The following is an 18,104-nucleotide window of genomic DNA, read 5'->3' on the forward strand; positions in this document are numbered from 1 at the left end:
CGCTCCGCGATCGAGGGGTCTTCCGTGCGCCGCCGGGCCATCGCGCCCAGGGCGGCGGGGAAGCCGGTCAGGAAGCAGGCGCCCCGCTTCGCCGCGTCGGGCTCGATCGCCTCGATGCACGCGCGGAAGAACAGCTCCTCCGCGGATTCGTCCGCGCCGGGCCGGAAGCCGCGCCGGGAAAGGGCGGCCCGCAAGCCCTCTCCGTCGGTCATTTCCGCTCCGAGCAGCTCCCGGAACGCTTCGGAAAGCTCCCTGCGGTCCCAGGGACGATCGATCGGGATTTCCCTTCCGCCGCGGCGGAGGGCCTTCCCGCCGCAGATCCCCGACGCCAGTTCCCGGACCAGCTCTTCCACGTCGTTCATCACGGCCTCGACGTTGCCGAGCCGGTACCACTCGAGCATGGTGAACTCGGGGGAGTGGAGAGGCGACCCTTCCCGGTCCCGGAACACCTTGCCCAGGAAGAAGATGTTTCCGGAGCCCGCGGCGAGCAGCTTCTTCATGGCGAGTTCCGGGGAGGTGTGCAGGTAGAAGCGGGCCGCCTTCCCCGCGGCGTCCTCGATCCGGACCGGGTAGATGTTGGGGTCGATGTTCGGGCAGGGGGAGGCGATCGGCGGATCGACCTCGAGGAATCCGCGGCGGCGGAAAAACGACCGGATCCCGTGAAGAATCTCCGCTCTCGCCCGCAGCCCATCCCAGGACAGCCTTCCGTCCGCCAGGCGCCGCCACGTCTCCGCGTTGTCGTGTCCCCCGGACATCCGTCCAATTTGGCTCCTCCGGTAAAAATACGCAATACTCCCCATCGTGATATAAATGTCGTATGGCGAGGCTTCCCGACGACGACCGGACGGGGAGCGGCATGCCGGCGGTCTTGCGCTACGACGGGCGCCGCCTGGTCCCCGTCTCCCATACCCCGATTCCGGAACTCTCCGTTTCCCTCTCGGTGAACGGCGCGCCTTTCGCCAATCTGCTCGCCTCCCCGCACGACCTTCATTACCTCGTCTCCGGATTCCTCAGACTTCAAGGGGTGATCCGCACGCCGGCCGACCTTCTTTCCCTGACGGTCCTCGAGCAGCAGGGCTCCGTGAGCGTACGGATCCGGGGAGAGGCGCCCGGCCCGCTCGCTCCGGACGTGTCCGTCCGAAGCGTCCTGCTGCCGGGGTCCGGCCCGTTCTTCCGGCCTGAGGCGATCTTCCGGACCATGGGGGCGTTGGCGCGGCACGAGGACGGATGCCGCGAGTACGGCGGGATCCACCGAGCGGGCGCGGGAGACGGGGAGCGCCTACTCCTCTCCGCGGAGGACATCGGCCGGCACAACGCCGTCGACCGGATCGCGGGCGAGGCGCTTTTAAAGGGAATCGACCTTTCCGGCAGGATCCTTGCGGTCACCGGGCGGGTTTCCTCGGGTGTGGCGGCGAAAGCCGGCTTCCTGGGCGTCTCCACGATCGTTTCGCAGACCTGCCCGACCGAGTCGGCCATCCGGAGCTGCGGGGAGCGGGGGATCACACTCGTCGGCTGCGTCCGGGGGGGGCGGTTCAACGTCTACTCCCATCCGGAGCGGATCGCCACATCCGGAGCATCCGGACGGATCCCGGGCGTCACCGGAGCGATCCTGTCCGGCGGGCCTTCCTATCGGATGGGGTGCGACAAGGCGCTGCTTCCGTACCGGGGGGGGCGGTTCATCGAGGCGATCCACCGGAAGATGGCGGAGCTGTTCGACGAGGTCATCGTCGTCGGCGTCGAGCCGGAGCAGTACGACTTCATGCCGTGCCGCCTTGTCCCGGACCGGTTCCCGGGCATGGGTGCGCTGGGGGGGATCCATTCCGCCCTGTTCCACAGCGCGACGGACCGGGTCTTCGTGGTCGCCTGCGACATGCCGTACGTCAAGGGGGACCTGATCCGGTTCCTGTGCTCTCTTGCGGAAGATTCCGACGTGGTCGTCCCGGAAGGGGAGTCCGGGCCGGTGCCGCTCCACGCCCTGTACCGGAAAAGCGCGCTCCCCGCCCTGGAGGATGCGCTGCGGGACGGGCGGCGGGGGCTGGATTCCTTCCACGACAGGCTGCGGGTCCGCCGTGTCGCGCGGGAAACCGTGGACCGGTTCGATCCGGGGCTGTCCGCCTTCCGGAACATCAACACGCCGGAGGATTATTTCCGGTTCCGCCGGGAAGGGGAGTTCCCGCCGGGGTAGCCTCCTTACTTCTTCAAGACGCTGCCGTAATGCTTCTCCAGGCAGGGGCCGCAAATGGCGTGGGAGAAGTCGAAGCCGGTGTTCCTGCTGATGTAATCCTCCACGGACTGCCAGTAACCCGCGTCGTTCCGGATCTTCTTGCAGTAGGAGCAGATGGGGATGATCTCCCGGAGGCGCGTCAGCTCGCTGATGTCCTCCAGGATCAGGAGGGAGAGCGGCATCCCATTGAAGGTGAAAGGAGCCGCGGTGACGAGGAGATCCAGCGTCACCGTTTCATCCGACGCCCCGGCCCGCAGCTCCATCCGGGTCTTCGCGCGGACGATCCTTCCGTCGCGGATTGCCGCGCCGACCGAATTCCGGACGAGGCAGTCCTTGCAGTCCCCGGCATGCCCGCATCCCTCGGGGGTTTCGTCGGCATGCAGGCAATGAAGGGCCTCGCCTCCGCGCTTCATGAGCTGCGACGACCGGTCCGGGCCGAGCATGCCGGCGGCCGCCTCGTTGTAATCGAGGATCCGGACGTCCGCGTCAACGATGAAGACGGGTGACGGAACCGCGTCGAACAGGGCTTTGAAGTAATCGCCGTCCGGAGAAGTGACAGGCGCCGTTTGGAGATCCGCCATAATAATATATTCTATACCACCGAAACCGGCGGGAGGAGACTGAAGATGGAGACGCGGTTCGTCGTGGCGCTTCTGCAGATGTCCATGGGGCCGGACCCGGCGGAAAATCTGGAGAAAGGGCTGGCGATGCTCCGCGAGGCCGCCGGGCGGGGGGCGCAGGTCGTCTGCCTCCCCGAGCTGTTCCGCACACGCTACTTCTGCCAGCGGGAGGACGCCGACTTCTTCGACCTGGCGGAGCCGGTACCGGGCCCGACCACCGACGCCCTGGCGCGCGCCGCGCGGGAGACGGGATGCGTCGTCGTCGCGCCGGTCTTCGAGCGGCGGGCCGCGGGCCTCTACCACAACTCGCTGGCCGTCCTCGACGCGGACGGAACGGTCGCGGGGATCTACCGGAAGATGCACATCCCCGACGACCCGTCGTACTACGAGAAGTTCTATTTCACGCCGGGGGACCTCGGGTTCCGCGCCTTCGACACCCGCGCGGGCCGCATCGGGGCGCTCATCTGCTGGGACCAGTGGTACCCGGAAGGCGCGCGGCTCACCGCGCTCGCCGGGGCGGGCGTCCTTTTCTATCCCACCGCCATCGGGTGGCATCCCCACGAAAAAGCGACCCACGGCCCGCGGCAGCTCGACGCGTGGAGGACCGTGCAGCGGGGGCATGCCGTCGCCAACGGGGTGTACGTGGCGGCGGTCAACCGGGTGGGGAGGGAGGTCCCGGAGGACGGCGGGGCGGGGATCGAGTTCTGGGGGTCTTCTTTCGTTTGCGATCCGCAGGGGGCGGTTCTCGCGGAGGGGTCCGCGGACCGGGAGGAGATCCTGCTCGCCGAGGTCGATTTCGCGCACATCGAGGAGATCCGGAGGAACTGGCCGTTCCTCCGGGATCGCCGGATCGACGCCTACGGCGGGATCACGCTCCGGTACCTGGACGAAGGCGCCGGAGAGAAGAAACGGTGAGCGGATATCGGATGCCGGCCGAATGGGAGCCGCACGAGGCGACCTGGCTCGGCTGGCCCCACAACCCGACGGACTGGCCCGGCAAGTTCGCCCCCGTTCCCTGGGTCTACGGGGAGATGGTCCGCAGGATCGTTGCAGGCGAGACCGCCAGGATCATCGTGGAATCCGCGGCCCACGAGGCGAAGGCCCGCCGCCTGCTGGCGCGCGTGGGAGTGGACCCGGCCCGGGTCGAGTATTTCCGCTTTCCCACGGACCGCGGCTGGACGCGCGACTCCGGCCCGATCTTCGTCCGGCGCGGGCGCCCTGCCCCCGAGGTGGCCGTCGCGTCGTTCCGGTTCAACGCCTGGGCGAAATATCCCGACTGGAAAAAGGACGGGCGCGTGCCGGAACGGGCCGCCAGGGCTTTGGGGCTGCGCCTGTTGCGGCCCAAGGCGGGGGACCGCGAGGTCGTGCTGGAAGGAGGTGCGATCGACGTCAACGGGCGCGGGTCGCTGCTCGCCACCGAGGAATGCCTCCTCGATCCCCGGGTCCAGGTCCGGAACCCCGGGATGACCCGCGGGGAGCTCGAGGGCGTCTTCCGCGAGGTCCTCGGGGCCGGCAACACGATCTGGCTGGGGAAGGGGATCGCCGGAGACGATACGCACGGCCATGTCGACGACCTGTGCCGGTTCGTCGGCCCCGGAACCGTCGTCCTGTGCCGCGAGAGGTGCCCGGACGACCCGAACCACCGCGCGCTGGAGGAGAATCGGGAGCGGCTGGAGGGGGCGCGGCTGGAGGACGGCTCCCGCCTCGAGGTCGTCCCGCTGCCGATGCCGGCACCGCTGCACATGGACGGCGTCCGGCTCCCCGCCAGCTATGCGAACTTCTACATTTGTAACGCCGCCGTCCTGGTCCCCACCTTCAACGACCCGAACGATCGCGTCGCCCTGGGGATCCTGGCGGAGCGGTTCGCCGACCGCCCGGTGATCGGGATCCACGCCGTGGACCTTGTTTGGGGGCTCGGCGCCGTCCACTGCCTGACGCAGCAGCAGCCGGCCGGCGGCGCCTTCCGAAAGGAGTCCGGAGCATGAGCAAGTGGGTGGTGCTTTGCCCCGACTGCGGGCAGGAGTTCAAGGTCGACGCGGAGGATACGCCCGAAAAGTGCCCCCTCTGCAAGTACGAGGGCGAGTTCGAGATCGTCGATGAGGAAGAGGAATAGGTCAGGCGAGGAACAGGTCAGGCGTCGAGGATCCTCCGGACCGTCTCGAGGAGCTCGTTCGGCTTGAACGGCTTCCCGAGGAAGTGCGACCCGTCCTCGACCAGCCGCTTCTTCCCGGAGGCCTGCTCCGGGTATCCGGAGACGAAGAGGACCTTCAGCCCGGGCTGCGACGCCCCGAGCCGGTCGGCGAGCTCCTTGCCGTTCAGCCCGGGCATCACCAGGTCGGTGACGAGGAGGTCGACCGGCAGGGGATGCTCCGCCGCGATGCGAAGCGCGTCCTCCCCGTTCTCCGCGACCAGCACGTTGTAACCGCCGACCTTCAGGATCTCGACGGCGTAGAACCGCACGACGTCGGAATCCTCGACCAGCAGGATCGTCTCGCCTCCTCCCCGCGCCTTCGCCGGCGCGTTCCCCGCGGGCAAGGTCTCCACGGGCGCCTCCACCCGGGGGAGGAACACCCGGAAGGTGCTGCCGCCGCCGGGACGGGTCTCCACCTCGATGAAGCCTCCGCTCTGGCGGACGATGCCGTGCACCGTCGAAAGCCCCAGCCCCGTTCCTTTCCCCAGCTCCCGGGTCGTGAAGAAAGGCTCGAAGATCTCGCGCGCCGTATCCTCGTCCATCCCGTGCCCCGTGTCGGCCACCGAAAGGAGGGCGTATTTCCCGGGCGGGCAGTCCGGCGGCCTCGCCGGGCAGTCCTTGTCCACATCGGCGTTCCGGGTCTCGATCTCCAGGTCGCCGCCGGCCGGCATCGCGTCCCTCGCGTTGATCGCCAGGTTCATCACCACCTGCTGGAGCTGGTTCCTGTCCGCCCGCACCGTCCACAGCTCCGGCTCGAGCCGGGTCTTCAGCGAGATCGTCTCGCCGAGGACCCTCTGCAGCATGTTCTCCATCTCCGACACGAGGGCGTTGATCGCCGTCGGCCGCAGGTTCAGCACCTGCTTCCGTCCGAACGCGAGGAGCTGCCCGGTCAGGGCGGCCGCGGCGTCCCCCGCCTTCTGGATCTCCCGGATCTCTTCGGCCGACCGGTCCCCCGGAGGCAGGCGGGACAGCAGAACGTCGCAGTAGCCGAGGATCACGGTCAGCAGGTTGTTGAAGTCGTGCGCGATCCCTCCCGCGAGGCGCCCCACGGCCTCCATCTTCTGCGCCTGCCGGAGCTGCTCCTCCAGCTTCACCCGCTCCGTGATGTCGCGGGTGATCGAGAGGATGAAAGGCTCCCCGTCCATCACGAGCGCGCGCGCCGACATCAGCCCCGTGCCGAGCCGCCCGTTCTTCCGGCGGAACACGCTCTCGAAGTCCTGCACCACGCCGTCCCGGTCGAGCCGCCGGAGGAGCTCTTCGCGGTCCTCGGGGCGGGCCCAGATGCCGAGCTCCTCCGAAGTCTTTCCGATCACCTCGTCGAGCTCGTATCCGAGCAGCCGTGTGAATCCCTCGTTGATCTCGACGAACATCCCGTCCCGCAGGCGGTTGATGTTCACGGAGTCCGGCGAGATCCGGAAGGCGTTCCAGAACTTCTCCTCCGATACCCGCAGCGCGTTCTCCACGCGCCTGCGGTCGGTGATGTCGTGGCTGATGCTCGCCATGGCGATCGGCGCTCCGTTGTCGGGGTCCCGGACCAGGAACGCGTGCGTCTCGAGCGGGATCCTTGCGCCGGTGCGGAAGTGGACCGCTCTCCCTTCCCCCTGCCAGGTCCCCGTTCGGGCCAGCCGCTGGAGCTGGTACTGGAACTTGGCTCGGTGCTTCTCCGAGATAAAGTCCTGGACCCGGATCCCCGGAGGCACGGGAGCGTTTTCCAGCCCGAGGAGCTTCCGGCCGGCGGGATTGAGGTAGAACAGCTCGCCGTCGAGCGTCGCGATTCCGATGAGGTCCGGGCTGTTCTCGACGAGGGAGACGAACATCTGCCCCGAGAGGTTCTTCAGCCGGGAACGAAGGGATGCGGCCTCTCCGGATTCGGCGGCGTTGTGCGGCGGTTTTTCCATCGCTTCTCCATCGGAAGGCGGTATTCGGAAATTCAGGTAATAATAGGACAGTATGCCGAATAAGGACATCCTGCTGATCCACCCCCCCGCGGTGAAGCCCGCCGAGCCCCCCTTGGGCACGGCGGTCCTCCTTTCGCACCTGGGAAAGAGGGGGATCCGCGCCGCCGCGATCGACGCGAACCTCGAGTCGTACCTTTACCTTTTGGGGGAGGAGCGGCTGTCGGCCGCCGCGGGAGGCGCTCCCTCGACGCACGTGCGGCGCGCCTTGCGGCATGCGCCGGGCTCGCTCTCCTTCCTGCGCTCCCCCGCCGCCGCAGAATCCTATCCAAGGTACGCCGCCGCGGTTCGCCACCTGGGCGGGGCGCTTTCCGCGCACCGTGGGCCGTCGGGCGCGGAGCGGCTGACGCTGGGCGACTACCTCCACGAGGAGCTGTCGGAATTCTCGCCCGAAGCCCTTTCGCTGCTGGCGTCCGGCGAAAAGGAAACGATATTTTCCGGGTACTTCCGATGCCTCGCGGAGCGGATCCGGGAGATGCGCCCCGGAATCGTGGCAATCTCGATCCATTACCGCCACCAGGTCCTCCCCGCATTCGAGCTCGCGGGGCTCCTCCGGCGCCGCCTGCCCGAGTCGAAGATCCTGGGCGGCGGCGGGATGATCTCCTCCTGGAGGAAGGCGCTCCGCAGGGAAGGGCTGGGCTTTTCGCCTTTCCACGCGGTCGGCTTCGGGCCGGGAGAGCGGGCGCTGGCGGACGCGGCGGCCGGCATCCCCGGGGGATCGGTGTTCCTCGAGGAGGACGGTGAGGTCGAATTCCTTCCCGACTACCGGTTCGCCTCCCTGCCGGACTACCTTTCCCCGGAGCCCGTGCTTCCCGTCGCCTCCTCCCGGGGCTGCTGGTGGGGGAAGTGCGCCTTCTGCCCGGAAGCGGTGGCGCCGGTGCACCCGTTCCGCGCCGCGGACGCCGACGCCTTCCCTGCGCTCCTGCGAGAGCTGTCGCTGCGCTACGGTGTGTCCCGGTTCCACCTCACGGACAACGCGATCCCCCCGGCCGTTCTGCGGTCGATGGCGGCCCGCAAGGAGCTGCTGCGCGGGATCCGGTGGCACGGCTTCGCCCGTTTCGGCCCGGAGCTCCTCGACCCGGGGCTCGTCGCGGACCTTGCGGATGCGGGATGCGGGATGCTCCAGCTCGGACTGGAGAGCGGCTCGCAGCGGCTTCTCGACCGGATGGGGAAGGGGACACGCGTCGCGGAGGCGGCGAAGGTCCTGTCGAACCTGTCGCGGGCGGGGATCTCCTCCTACGTGTACGTGATGCTCGGGTTCCCGGGGGAGACGCGCGACGACGCCGAGCGGACCCGCTGCTTCCTTGCGGACCGCGCCGGGGAGATAGGTTGGCTGAATCTGTCGATCCTGAACCTGCCGCGCGACGCCGAAGGGACGTGTCCGGAGTATTGCGATCCGGAGGAGCCGCTGGGGCTGTACCGGCCAGTGCCGGAGGGCGACGGGTGGGGCAGGGCGCAGGCGCGCCGATTCCTGCAAAGGGAGCTGCTGGGGGAAGCGGCGATCCGGGAGATCGCGGGGCGGACTCCGCCCTGGTTCACATCCAGCCACGCCTTTTTCTTCCGGCCCGGCGCCGCCTGAAGCGCCGCTGCGGCGGGACGCGGCCTGTTTAAAAGACGGCGCGCGCCCGGATCGTGTGGGGAATCTTCCGGAGATGCCCGATGATCGAGGGGGGGCACCCCTCCCCGACGTCGATGACGGCGTAGCCGAGGCGCCCGCGCGTCTGCAGGTGCTGCCCGACGATGTTGACGCCCTGCCGGGCGAACAGCTCGTTGATCTGCGCCATCATGCCCGGGATGTTCTCGTGGAGATGGGCGAACCGGTGCCTCTCGCGCGTCGGGGACGGTTGGAGGACCGGGAAGTTGACGCTCGACGAGGTGGTCCCGGTATCGAGATACCTCAGGATGCGGGCGGCCACGAAGACCCCGATGTTCTGCTGCGCCTCCTCGGTGGAGCCGCCGATGTGCGGCGTGAGGATCACGTTGCGGATCCCCTGCAGCGGCGAGGCGAACTGCTCCTTGTTGCTGCGCGGCTCCTCAGGAAAGACGTCGACCGCCGCCCCCCCGACCTTCCCCTTCCGCAGGTTCCTCGCAAGCGCCTCGACATCGACCACGAAGCCGCGGCTCAAATTCAGGAAGATGACGCCGTCCTTCATCATGGCGAACTCCCGCTCGCCGATGAAGTCGCGGTTGGAGCCTCTCCCGTCGACGTGGATCGAAACGACGTCCGAGACGTGAAGCAGCTCCTCCAGCGGGACCTTCTTCGCGTTCCCCATCGAGAGCTTCTCGGCGACGTCGTGGTAGAACACCTGCATCCCGAGCGCCTCGGCCAGGACGGAGAGCTGGGAGCCGATGCTGCCGTACCCGATGATGCCTAACTTCTTCCCCCGGATCTCGTGGGCGCCCTCGGCGGATTTCGACCAGCCGCCCTTGTGGAGCAGGTCGCTGCGGTCCTGGACGCCGCGAAGCAGCATGATCATTTCGCCGATGGCCAGCTCGACGACGCTTCGGGTGTTGCTGTAGGGGGAGTTGAATACCGCGATTCCCCGGGTGCTGCACGCCTCGACGTCGATCTGGTCCGTGCCGATGCAGAACGCTCCCACGGAGAGCAGGCGGGGCGCCTGCGCCAGCAGCTCCTCCGTGATCCGGGTCTTCGAGCGGATGCCGAGGATGTCGATGTCCCCGACCATGCGGGCGAGGTCCTTCCGCGCCGGGCTGGCGGCGACCGTCTCCACGTCGAAACCCGCGGCGGTGAAGGTCGCGGCGGCGTCCGGGTGGATGTTTTCGAGCAGCAGGGCTTTCATGACCGGGAAATTATAATGTCCATCCCGGTTGGTCAATGATAATTCTCCAATAAAGTTGAAAAATTACGACGATCCTTCGTCAATCCGCCCGCCGGGACCCTGCTCGTCAGCATTGCATAAGCATATGTATACATTCATGTAAATGTCATGCCCGCGATGACGGCTTGCCTTGGCATGGATTCTGCTCAAGGCAATTCCGTTAATACGAGTTTTTGGGAAGAAGCAGGTCCTGCGACATCACGAAAAACCATCGACAGAAGGAGGCGAAATGAAATGAGACCAGCCTTGGCTGCAATCGTCGTTATCGTTCTTGGTCTCATCGTCCTCCCGATGTCGGTGGCACTGGCGGCGGCTCCCGCGGAACCGACCGATCTCACCGGGACGGTACTCGGCCCGACGCAGATACAACTGAACTGGACGGACAACTCCGTCGACGAAACCTCTTTTCGCATCGAGCGTTCCCCGGACGGCGTCCTCTTCGCCGAGTCGGGCGCGGTGGGCGCCGATACGACAAGCTTCATCGACAATACGGTCGCCCCGGACGTCGTCTACTACTATCGGGTGATCGCCGTGGGCCCGGGCGGCGACTCGAAGCCTTCGAACGTCCTGTCGAAATTCACGGCCGACTCGATCGCCCCTTCGGCGCCTGTACCGACATCGCCTCCCAACGGGGACCAGCTGGATACGGCGAACGTGAGGTTCGAATGGGAATCCGTTTCCGACATGAGCGGGGTAACGTACAGGATTATCGTCAACGATCTCGCCAACGGGATAACGCTCCACGATGTCTCCGGCATCACTTCCAACAATATCACCCTGCTCCTGTACGATTCCGCCTACGAGTGGTACGTGACCGCCACGGACGGCGCCGGCAACGTGGGGGCCTCCTCGGAATTGTCCTATTGCCAGGTTATCGCGATAGATCATCTGGCGCCGGACACCACGGTGACCGCCCCCAACGGCGGGGAGGAATTGCAGGGCGGCTCCACCTACGCCATCACCTGGTACGCCCTGGATCAGGATTTCACATCCACCCCGGACCTCAAAGTCCGGATCTACTTCTCCCGGGACAACGGCGGCAGTTGGGAGCAGATTGCGGATCTTGGCGATAATCCCGGCGCATACGAGTGGAATGTGCCGAACGTCAGCTGCGACGTGACCTGCCTGATCCGGGTCACGACCGAAAACATTGCGCAGATGTTCGGGTCCGATGACAGCGACTTTGCTTTCTCCATCATCCCGAGTTCATCCACCGGATCGCCCGGTGGAGATCCAGGCACTGCCGGCGCCGCTGCGATCGGGGGAGGGGGCGGCGGCGGATGCTCCGTCGCGGGAGCCCGCGGTGGCTGGAAGGACTGCCTGGCCGTATTCGGCCCCCTGGCGCTCGTCGCTCTCGGCCGAGGCCTGAGGAGACGCCTGGTCCGCGCGTGAAGGGCGGTCCTCGAGACGTAACCTCGGCTATACAGGTGGTTGACGGAAGGGCCGGAGCGGCGGTTGCTCCGGCCCTTTCCGTATCGCGCGGTCTGCCGTCCGCCGGCGGCTGGTGTATACTTCGGGAATCGCTTCCGAAAGGAATCCCATGCCGTTCGAGCACGCCGTCGCGCCGCCCCCGGGACTTCCCCGCGAGGGGTGGTGGTTCCTGTTCCACGCCGACCGCCTCCTGGTGCGGATCCATGGCGATGCCGCGGAGATCCCGCTGCTGGCCGACCCGGCGGACCTGGGCCTGCGCGCGTCCGATCGGCAGTTCCTCGGCACGCTGGACGGCAGGGGCTGCTTCGCGGCGGAACTGGACGAGGCCGCCGAGCCCGACGGCACGGCGTTCCGGACGCTGCGCTCCCTCCTCGGGATCCTGCCGGAGGGGATGTTCGCCCTCGCGGGGCGCGCGTTCCAGCTCCTCGACTGGGCGAGGAGCCACCGGTTCTGCGGGAAGTGCGGGATGCCTGCCTCGCCGGTGCCGGGAGAGCGGGCGATGGGCTGCGCCCCCTGCGGGATCCAGTATTACCCCCGCGTCTCCCCGGCGGTCATCGTCGCCGTCGTGCGCGACGGCAGGCTTCTCCTCGCCCATACCCGGAGGCACCCCTCGGTTTTCTTCAGCGTCCTGGCCGGCTTCGTCGAAGCGGGGGAATCGTTCGAGGAGTGCGTCCGCCGGGAGATCCGCGAGGAAGCCGGGATCGAGGTGAAGAACATCCGCTATTTCGGAAGCCAGCCGTGGCCGTTCCCCCGCACGATGATGGTGGGATTCACCGCGGAGTACGCGGGCGGGGACCTCGTGATCGAGGAGAAGGAGCTGGTCCAGGCGGCCTGGTTCGAGCCGGAAGAGGTGACGCGGCTGCAGATCCCCCGCCACGGGACGATCGCACGGCAACTGATCGACTGGTTCCTTGCGGAGCACGGCCGGCGGGGCGGCGGGCGGGAGTAGGGGAGCGGTGGAAAAGGAGACGAAGGGACGCCTGGTGACGGATGCCGCGGAGCTTCGGGCCGTCGTGTCCGGCATGCGGCGGGCCGGCAGGATCGGATTCGACACCGAGTTCGTGGGCGAGAAGAGCTACTATCCCCGCCTCTGCCTGGTCCAGCTCGGAACGGAAGACGCGGTCTTCGCAGTCGATCCGCTCGCCGTGGAGGATCTTTCCCCGCTCGACGAGCTGCTCTTCGACCCGACGATCCTGAAGGTGGTGCACGCCGGCGGACAGGACCTGAAAATCGTCTACCAACGGACGGGGAGAGTGCCCGCTCCGGTGTTCGACACGCAGGTCGCCGCCGCGCTCCTGGGTCATCCCGTCCAGGCCGCGTACGCCGCGGTGGTGCGCGGCTTCCTCGGCGTCGACGTGAAGAAGGGGCACTCCTATTCCGACTGGTGCGCCCGCCCGCTCTCCTCGTCCCAGCTCTCCTATGCCCTCGACGACGTCCGCTACCTGCCCGCGCTGCACGACCGGATGGTCTCCCGGCTCCGGAAGGAAGGGCGGCTCGCCTGGATCGAGCCCGAGTTCTCGGCGTTGGCGTCTCCCGCGACGTACGAGTCGCCCCCCGAGGAGGAATACCGCAGGGTCAAGGGATGGACGGGGCTCGATCCCCGGCGCCTGGCGGTATTGCGGGGGCTGATCGCGTGGAGGGAGCGGGAAGCGCGGCGCAGGGACGTCCCCCGCCGCCGCGTGCTCTCCGACGAGAGCGCGCTGGCGATCGCCCGGAGCCGGGCCGCCGACGAGGAGGCGCTGCGCCGGGTAAGGGGGCTGGAGTGGAAGGTCGGGGGGGAGACCTCCGCGGCCGTCCTGGACGTCGTCCGAGATGCGCTCGCCCTTCGGGAGGAGCGGCTTCCGGGGCAGGCCCCATCGAGGCCCCGCGGCAACGGCGAGCGATCTTCCGTCGTCCCCCTCCTGGGGGCGCTCCTGCGCTCCCGGGCGCGCGCCCACCGGGTCGCCCCGGAGCTGCTCGCGAACGCGGAGGAGCTGGAACGGCTGGCGGCGGGGGAGCGGGACGGGCTCGCCGTGCTGTCGGGCTGGCGGCTCGACCTCGTCGGGAAGGAGCTGCTGGCGCTTCTCGACGGCAGGCTCTCCCTCTTCGTGCGCGACGGGGAGGCGGAAATCGAGGAGAGGCGGAAGTAGGAGGGGACTTGCCGTCCCCTCCTCAGGTCGGCATCAGCGCGTTGAACAGGTACCCGACGATCAGGATCCCGGCGGCGACGACTCCCATGAAAACGGCGATCAGGCGGACCTTCAGGACCTTCCGCAGGATGATCGCCTCGGGCAGGGAGAGCCCGATGACCGCCATCATGAAGGCGAGCACCGTGCCCAGCGCCGCTCCCTTGCCGAGCAGCGCCTGCACCACAGGGATGATCCCCGCCGCGTTCGAGTACATCGGGATCCCGATGAGGACGGCCAAAGGGACCGACCACCAGGCGCCGTTTCCCATGATCCGGGCCATGAAGTTCTCGGGGACGTACCCGTGGATTCCCGCCCCGACGGCGATCCCCGCGAGGACCCAGGGCCACACCTTCCCGACGATGTCCCGGACGGCCTCCATGCCGCAATGGACCCGCTCCCGCCAGGAGAGCTCGGGGTCCGATTCCCCATCCGTCGCCCCCACGGCCCCGCCGAGGCTCTCGTACACCCAATCCTCCAGGTGCCGTTCCATCCGCAGGCGGCCGATGACCCACCCCGCGGTCATGGCGATCGCGAGCCCCGTGCCCGCGTAGACGGCGGCGACCTTCCAGCCGAACAGGCCGTACAGCAGGACCAGGGCGATCTCGTTCACCATCGGAGCCGAGACGAGGAAGGAGAAAGTCACCCCCAGAGGTACACCGGCGGTCACGAATCCGAGGAACAGCGGGATCGCGGAGCAGGTGCAGAACGGGGTGACGACCCCCAGAAGCGCGGCCGTCGCGTTGCCCGTGGCCTCGCGTTTACCGGCGAGGATGCGCCTCGTCCTCCCGGGCGTGAAGAACGACCGGACGATCCCCACCGCGAAGACGACCAGCGCGAGGAGCATCAGCACCTTCGGCGCGTCGTAGACGAAGAACTCGACGGCGGCCGACAGGCGGGTCCCCTCCGCGAGGGGGAGCAGGGAATAAGTGAACCATTTCGAGAAAGGAGCGAGCGATCTGTAGACGAGCCACCAGACAGCGAGCGCCATCGCGCCGACGCCCAGATACGCCGCGGCCGGGTACGCCCCGGCCTCCGCCGCGCGGGCCCGATTCTCTCCGCCCGCCGGGTCCGTGCCGCAGCAGCCGTTCATCCCTTGCCCTCCTCATATTTACAATTGACGATATGACATATTAACACCCGCGTGCGGCTTCCGCAATTCCGGATATCGGACCGCCTTTTTTCTCCCGGGATCTTCTCCGCCGGGCAGGCACCGATATTCCATGCCGCGTCATCTTAAACGGGAAGCGCCCGGAGCGGTCCGCCGCGACGGAAAGAAAGGAGACCGCATGCCATGACGGGATTTGCGAGGTCGATGCTGCCTGCACTGCTGTTTCTTCTTGTGACGCCGGTTTCCACGGTTTCGGCCGCGGGGGAGGAAGCGGCCCGCGTCGAAGCCGCCGCGGAGGTGCTGGAGAAGATCCAATCGATTCCCGAGAGCGCGGTGCCGCCGGCGCTCCTCGCGGACGCGCACGGGATCGCGATCATCCCCGGAGTCATCAAGGTGGGACTCGTGGTGGGAGGCCAGTATGGCCGCGGGGTGCTGTCCATACGGAAAGACGGCGGGCGGTGGAGCAATCCCGTGTTCGTGAACCTCGCGAGCGGCAGCATCGGGTGGCAGATCGGCGCCGAGTCCGCGGACTTCGTGCTCGTCTTCAAGACCGCGCGCAGCGTGGAGGGGATCTTGAGGGGGAAATACACCCTTGGGGCGGACGCCTCCGTGGCGGCCGGCCCGGTCGGCCGCTCGGCGAAGGCGGCGACGGACATCGAGATGAAGGCGGAGATATTCGCCTATTCGAGGAGCCGCGGTCTCTTCGCCGGCGTGTCGCTGGCGGGGTCCTCGATGCAGGTCGACCGCGAAAGCAACGAGGCGTTCTACGGCGGAGGCGGCGCGCGTCCCGCGGATATCGTGGAAGGCGGCGGGGTGAAGGCGCCGGCCGTTGCGGAGAAGCTGAGGACGGCGCTGGAAACCCGAATTCGATGATTCCCGCGTCGTTGCGCGGAAGGGGGCCGGGGAAGTAGACTTGTGAAAATGTGCCACAGGGATGGAAATTTGCGCGGGCTCGACGGATTCGCGCTCTGCTTCGCGCTGTGCATCGCGATCTTCGCGGCGTCCTGCGGGCAGGACGGCAGATCGGCGCCCCGGACGGAGAACGGGGGGAAGGGGCCGGCGCCCCGCGCCGTCAAAGTCGCGGCCGTCGAGGAGAGCAGGCTTCCCCGAACGATCGCCGTCACCGGAACCCTCGCCGCCGACCTGGAGGTCGTCGCGGGGTTCAAGGTCGCCGGGCGGGTGGTCGAGATCCCCGTGGACCTCGGCACCCTCGTGCGCAAGGGACAGGTGCTGGCGCGGCTCGATCCGACGGATTTCCGGCTGCGCGCGGAACAGGCGGAGGCCTCGCTGCGCCAGGTGCGCGCCGGGCTCGGGCTGGAACCCGGCGGCACGGACGACCGGGCGGATCCCGAAAAGACCGCCCTGGTCCGGGAGGCGGCGGCGGTGCTCGCGGAGGCGCGTCAGAACCGGAACCGCACGGAGCAGCTCTGGCAGAAGGAGTACATCGCTCGGGCCGAGTACGACGCGTCGCTGGCGAGGCTCCTGGTCGCGGAGGGAAGGTACCAGGCCGCGGTCGAGGAGATCCGGAACCGCATGGAGCTGCTCGCGGAACGCCGGTCGGGGCTCGAGCTGGCGAAGCAGCAGCTTTCGGACACCGTCCTTACGTCGCCCATCGACGGGGCGGTCCGGGAGCGGAGAGCGTCGATCGGCGAGTTCCTGGCGGCGGGCGCGCCGGTGGTCGGCCTCGTGAAGCTGCACCCGCTGCGGCTGCGGGTGGCGGTGCCGGAGCGCGACGCGCCCGCCGTGCGCGAAGGGCAGCGGGTGAAGGTCCGGCTCGAGGGGGACACCGCGGAGCATGAAGGGCGGGTCGTCCGCATGAGCCCGGCCATCCAGGAGGAGAACCGCACGCTGGCCGTCGAGGCCGAGGTGGCCAACCCCGGCGGCCGCCTCCGCCCCGGGGCCTTCGCGCGGGCAGAGATCGTGGTCCAGGCCGACCTCCCCGCCGTCCTGGCGCCGGCCTCCGCGGTCGTGACCTTCGCGGGGCTCGAGAAGGCGTTCGGGGTGAAGGACGGCCGCGCCGTCGAGCGGAAGATCCGGACCGGCCGCCGTTCGGGCGCCCGCGTCGAGATCCTCGAGGGGCTCGCCGTCGGCGAGGAGGTCGTCCTCGATCCCGGCAATCTAGTCGGCGGAGCGCCTGTCACCGTGACGCGGTAGCCTTCCGTGCAGAAGATCGCAGAGATCTGCATCCGTCGCCCGGTCTTCGCGGCGATGATCATCCTGGCGCTGGTCGTGATCGGCGCCACCGCCTACCTCCGCCTCGGCGTCGACCGGTTTCCCTCCGTCGACCTGCCCACCGTTTCGATCCGGACGCAGCTCCCCGGCGCCTCCGCGGAGGAGGTGGAGTCCGAGATCTCCAAGCGGATCGAGGAGGCGGTGAACACCGTCGAGGGGATCGACGAGCTCCGGTCGATCTCGGGGAACGGCGCCTCCATCGTCATCGTCACGTTCAACCTCGACCGGAACATCGACGCGGCGGCCCAGGACGTCCGGGACCGGGTGTTCACCATCCTCGAGGAGCTGCCCGAGGACGCCACCGTCCCGGTGGTCTCGAAGTTCGACAACGATCAGCAGCCGGTGTTGACGGCGGCGATCTCGGGCGACCGGGCGCTTCGCGAGCTGACCGAGCTGGCCGACAAGGTCGTGAAGGTGCGCCTGGAACGGGCCGCTGGGGTGGGCGAGGTCCGCCTGGTCGGCGGTCTGCAGCGCGCGGTCAACGTGTGGGTCGAGGCGGACCGGATGACCGCCTTCGGCATCCCGATCACCGCGGTCCGGGACGCGATCATGCGCCAGAACACCGACGCCGCGGGGGGCAACGTCACGCGGGGGGCACGCGAGGAGACGATCCGCACCATCGGCCGGCTGGCCGACCCCCGCGCGTTCGAGGATCTTGTGGTTTCCACGATTGGCCGCGCCCCCGTCCGGATCCGGGACATCGGCCGCGCGGAAGACGGAACCATGGAGCAGCGCTCCACTGCGCGCCTGAACGGCGTCCCCACCGTGATCCTCGAGGTGCGGCGGCAGTCGGGGGCGAACACGGTCGCCGTCATCGAAGCCGCGAAGCGGGCGCTCGACGCGTCGGCCGCGGAGCTCCCCGAAGGCGTCGGCATCACGGTGATCCAGGACCAGTCCCGGTACATCCACGCCGCGCTGCACGAGATCAACGTCCACCTGGTCCTGGGGAGCATCCTCGCCTCCCTGGTGGTCCTCGCCTTCATGCGGAGCTGGCGCTCGACGGCGATCGCCGCCGTGGCCATCCCTGCATCGGTGATCTCCACGTTCGGCATGATGTGGGCGCTCGACTTCACGCTGAACAGCGTGACGATGCTCGCCCTCGTCCTGATGGTCGGGATCGTCATCGACGACGCGATCGTCGTCCTCGAGAACATCTTCCGGTTCATCGAGGAGAAGGGGATGTCGCCGTTCGAGGCCGCCCGCGCCGCCACGGCCGACATCGGCCTGGCCGTCACGGCCACGACCTTCTCCCTGGTGATCATCTTCATCCCGGTATCGTTCATGTCGAGCATCTCCGGGCGGTTCCTCTACCAGTTCGGCATCACGGCGGCGGTC

The 18,104-nt window shown here is 68.2% G+C and carries 16 protein-coding genes; 11 read left to right on the plus strand and 5 right to left on the minus strand.

Translation table 11 applies throughout. The features are described from left to right. Positions 1–755, minus strand: a 755-nt coding sequence (locus AB1346_02745) for an amino acid--tRNA ligase-related protein (GenBank protein MEW6719349.1), incomplete at its 3' end; no start/stop codon positions are given. 62 nt (positions 756–817) lie between these two features. On the opposite strand from AB1346_02745, the gene AB1346_02750 reads away from it, so the two are divergent. Beyond that, the gene (locus tag AB1346_02750) at positions 818–2,185 is read left to right on the plus strand and encodes a formate dehydrogenase accessory sulfurtransferase FdhD (GenBank protein ID MEW6719350.1); all 1,368 of its coding nucleotides are present in this window, start codon (positions 818–820) and stop codon (positions 2,183–2,185) included. Between the two features lie 5 nt (positions 2,186–2,190). Here AB1346_02750 and AB1346_02755 read toward each other — a convergent pair whose 3' ends face one another. Continuing rightward, positions 2,191–2,805 (minus strand): PAS domain-containing protein, encoded by a 615-nt coding sequence (locus AB1346_02755; protein MEW6719351.1) that lies wholly within the window; start codon positions 2,803–2,805, stop codon positions 2,191–2,193. A gap of 45 nt (positions 2,806–2,850) precedes the next feature. Here AB1346_02755 and AB1346_02760 point away from each other — a divergent pair, with 45 nt between their 5' ends. From AB1346_02760 to AB1346_02770, 3 genes are read left to right on the plus strand one after another with little or no spacing between them, the layout of a single operon-like run. Continuing rightward, positions 2,851–3,759, plus strand: coding sequence for a carbon-nitrogen hydrolase (locus AB1346_02760; protein MEW6719352.1), 909 nt, complete (start codon positions 2,851–2,853; stop codon positions 3,757–3,759). A gap of 11 nt (positions 3,760–3,770) precedes the next feature. Beyond that, entirely contained in the window at positions 3,771–4,829 is a 1,059-nt protein-coding gene (locus AB1346_02765; protein ID MEW6719353.1) for an agmatine deiminase family protein, read from the plus strand. Then, positions 4,826–4,957 (plus strand): hypothetical protein, encoded by a 132-nt coding sequence (locus tag AB1346_02770; GenBank protein MEW6719354.1) that lies wholly within the window; start codon positions 4,826–4,828, stop codon positions 4,955–4,957. The genes AB1346_02765 and AB1346_02770 overlap by 4 nt, the downstream gene beginning before the upstream one ends. A gap of 17 nt (positions 4,958–4,974) precedes the next feature. On the opposite strand, the gene AB1346_02775 is transcribed toward AB1346_02770, so the two are convergent. Further along, positions 4,975–6,933: a PAS domain S-box protein gene (locus tag AB1346_02775; protein ID MEW6719355.1), complete on the minus strand. Its 1,959-nt coding sequence runs from the start codon at positions 6,931–6,933 to the stop codon at positions 4,975–4,977. A gap of 52 nt (positions 6,934–6,985) precedes the next feature. On the opposite strand from AB1346_02775, the gene AB1346_02780 reads away from it, so the two are divergent. Continuing rightward, the gene (locus AB1346_02780; protein MEW6719356.1) at positions 6,986–8,569 is read left to right on the plus strand and encodes a radical SAM protein; all 1,584 of its coding nucleotides are present in this window, start codon (positions 6,986–6,988) and stop codon (positions 8,567–8,569) included. Positions 8,570–8,597: 28 nt separating this feature from the next. On the opposite strand, the gene serA is transcribed toward AB1346_02780, so the two are convergent. Beyond that, positions 8,598–9,791: a phosphoglycerate dehydrogenase gene (gene serA / locus AB1346_02785; protein ID MEW6719357.1), complete on the minus strand. Its 1,194-nt coding sequence runs from the start codon at positions 9,789–9,791 to the stop codon at positions 8,598–8,600. A gap of 273 nt (positions 9,792–10,064) precedes the next feature. Here serA and AB1346_02790 point away from each other — a divergent pair, with 273 nt between their 5' ends. From AB1346_02790 to rnd, 3 genes are all read left to right on the plus strand, one after another. Continuing rightward, complete coding sequence (locus AB1346_02790; GenBank protein MEW6719358.1) at positions 10,065–11,222, plus strand: hypothetical protein; 1,158 nt, start codon at positions 10,065–10,067, stop codon at positions 11,220–11,222. A 148-nt stretch (positions 11,223–11,370) separates the two neighbouring features. Then, positions 11,371–12,210: an NAD(+) diphosphatase gene (gene nudC / locus AB1346_02795; GenBank protein ID MEW6719359.1), complete on the plus strand. Its 840-nt coding sequence runs from the start codon at positions 11,371–11,373 to the stop codon at positions 12,208–12,210. Positions 12,211–12,217: 7 nt separating this feature from the next. Further along, the gene (gene rnd / locus AB1346_02800) at positions 12,218–13,390 is read left to right on the plus strand and encodes a ribonuclease D (protein MEW6719360.1); all 1,173 of its coding nucleotides are present in this window, start codon (positions 12,218–12,220) and stop codon (positions 13,388–13,390) included. Between the two features lie 22 nt (positions 13,391–13,412). Here the strand turns inward: rnd and AB1346_02805 are convergent, their stop codons facing one another. After that, positions 13,413–14,417: a permease gene (locus AB1346_02805; protein MEW6719361.1), complete on the minus strand. Its 1,005-nt coding sequence runs from the start codon at positions 14,415–14,417 to the stop codon at positions 13,413–13,415. 303 nt (positions 14,418–14,720) lie between these two features. On the opposite strand from AB1346_02805, the gene AB1346_02810 reads away from it, so the two are divergent. The 3 genes from AB1346_02810 to AB1346_02820 form a co-directional block, all read left to right on the plus strand. Next, positions 14,721–15,410, plus strand: a complete 690-nt coding sequence (locus AB1346_02810) for a lipid-binding SYLF domain-containing protein (GenBank protein MEW6719362.1) — start codon at positions 14,721–14,723, stop codon at positions 15,408–15,410. Between the two features lie 69 nt (positions 15,411–15,479). Then, on the plus strand, positions 15,480–16,691 hold the full coding sequence (locus tag AB1346_02815; protein MEW6719363.1) for an efflux RND transporter periplasmic adaptor subunit: 1,212 nt from the start codon (positions 15,480–15,482) through the stop codon (positions 16,689–16,691). A gap of 6 nt (positions 16,692–16,697) precedes the next feature. Further along, positions 16,698–18,104, plus strand: a 1,407-nt coding sequence (locus tag AB1346_02820) for an efflux RND transporter permease subunit (protein ID MEW6719364.1), incomplete at its 3' end; no start/stop codon positions are given.

The sequence above is a fragment of the Thermodesulfobacteriota bacterium genome (assembly GCA_040758155.1).
Taxonomy (GTDB): domain Bacteria; phylum Desulfobacterota; class Deferrimicrobia; order Deferrimicrobiales; family Deferrimicrobiaceae; genus UBA2219.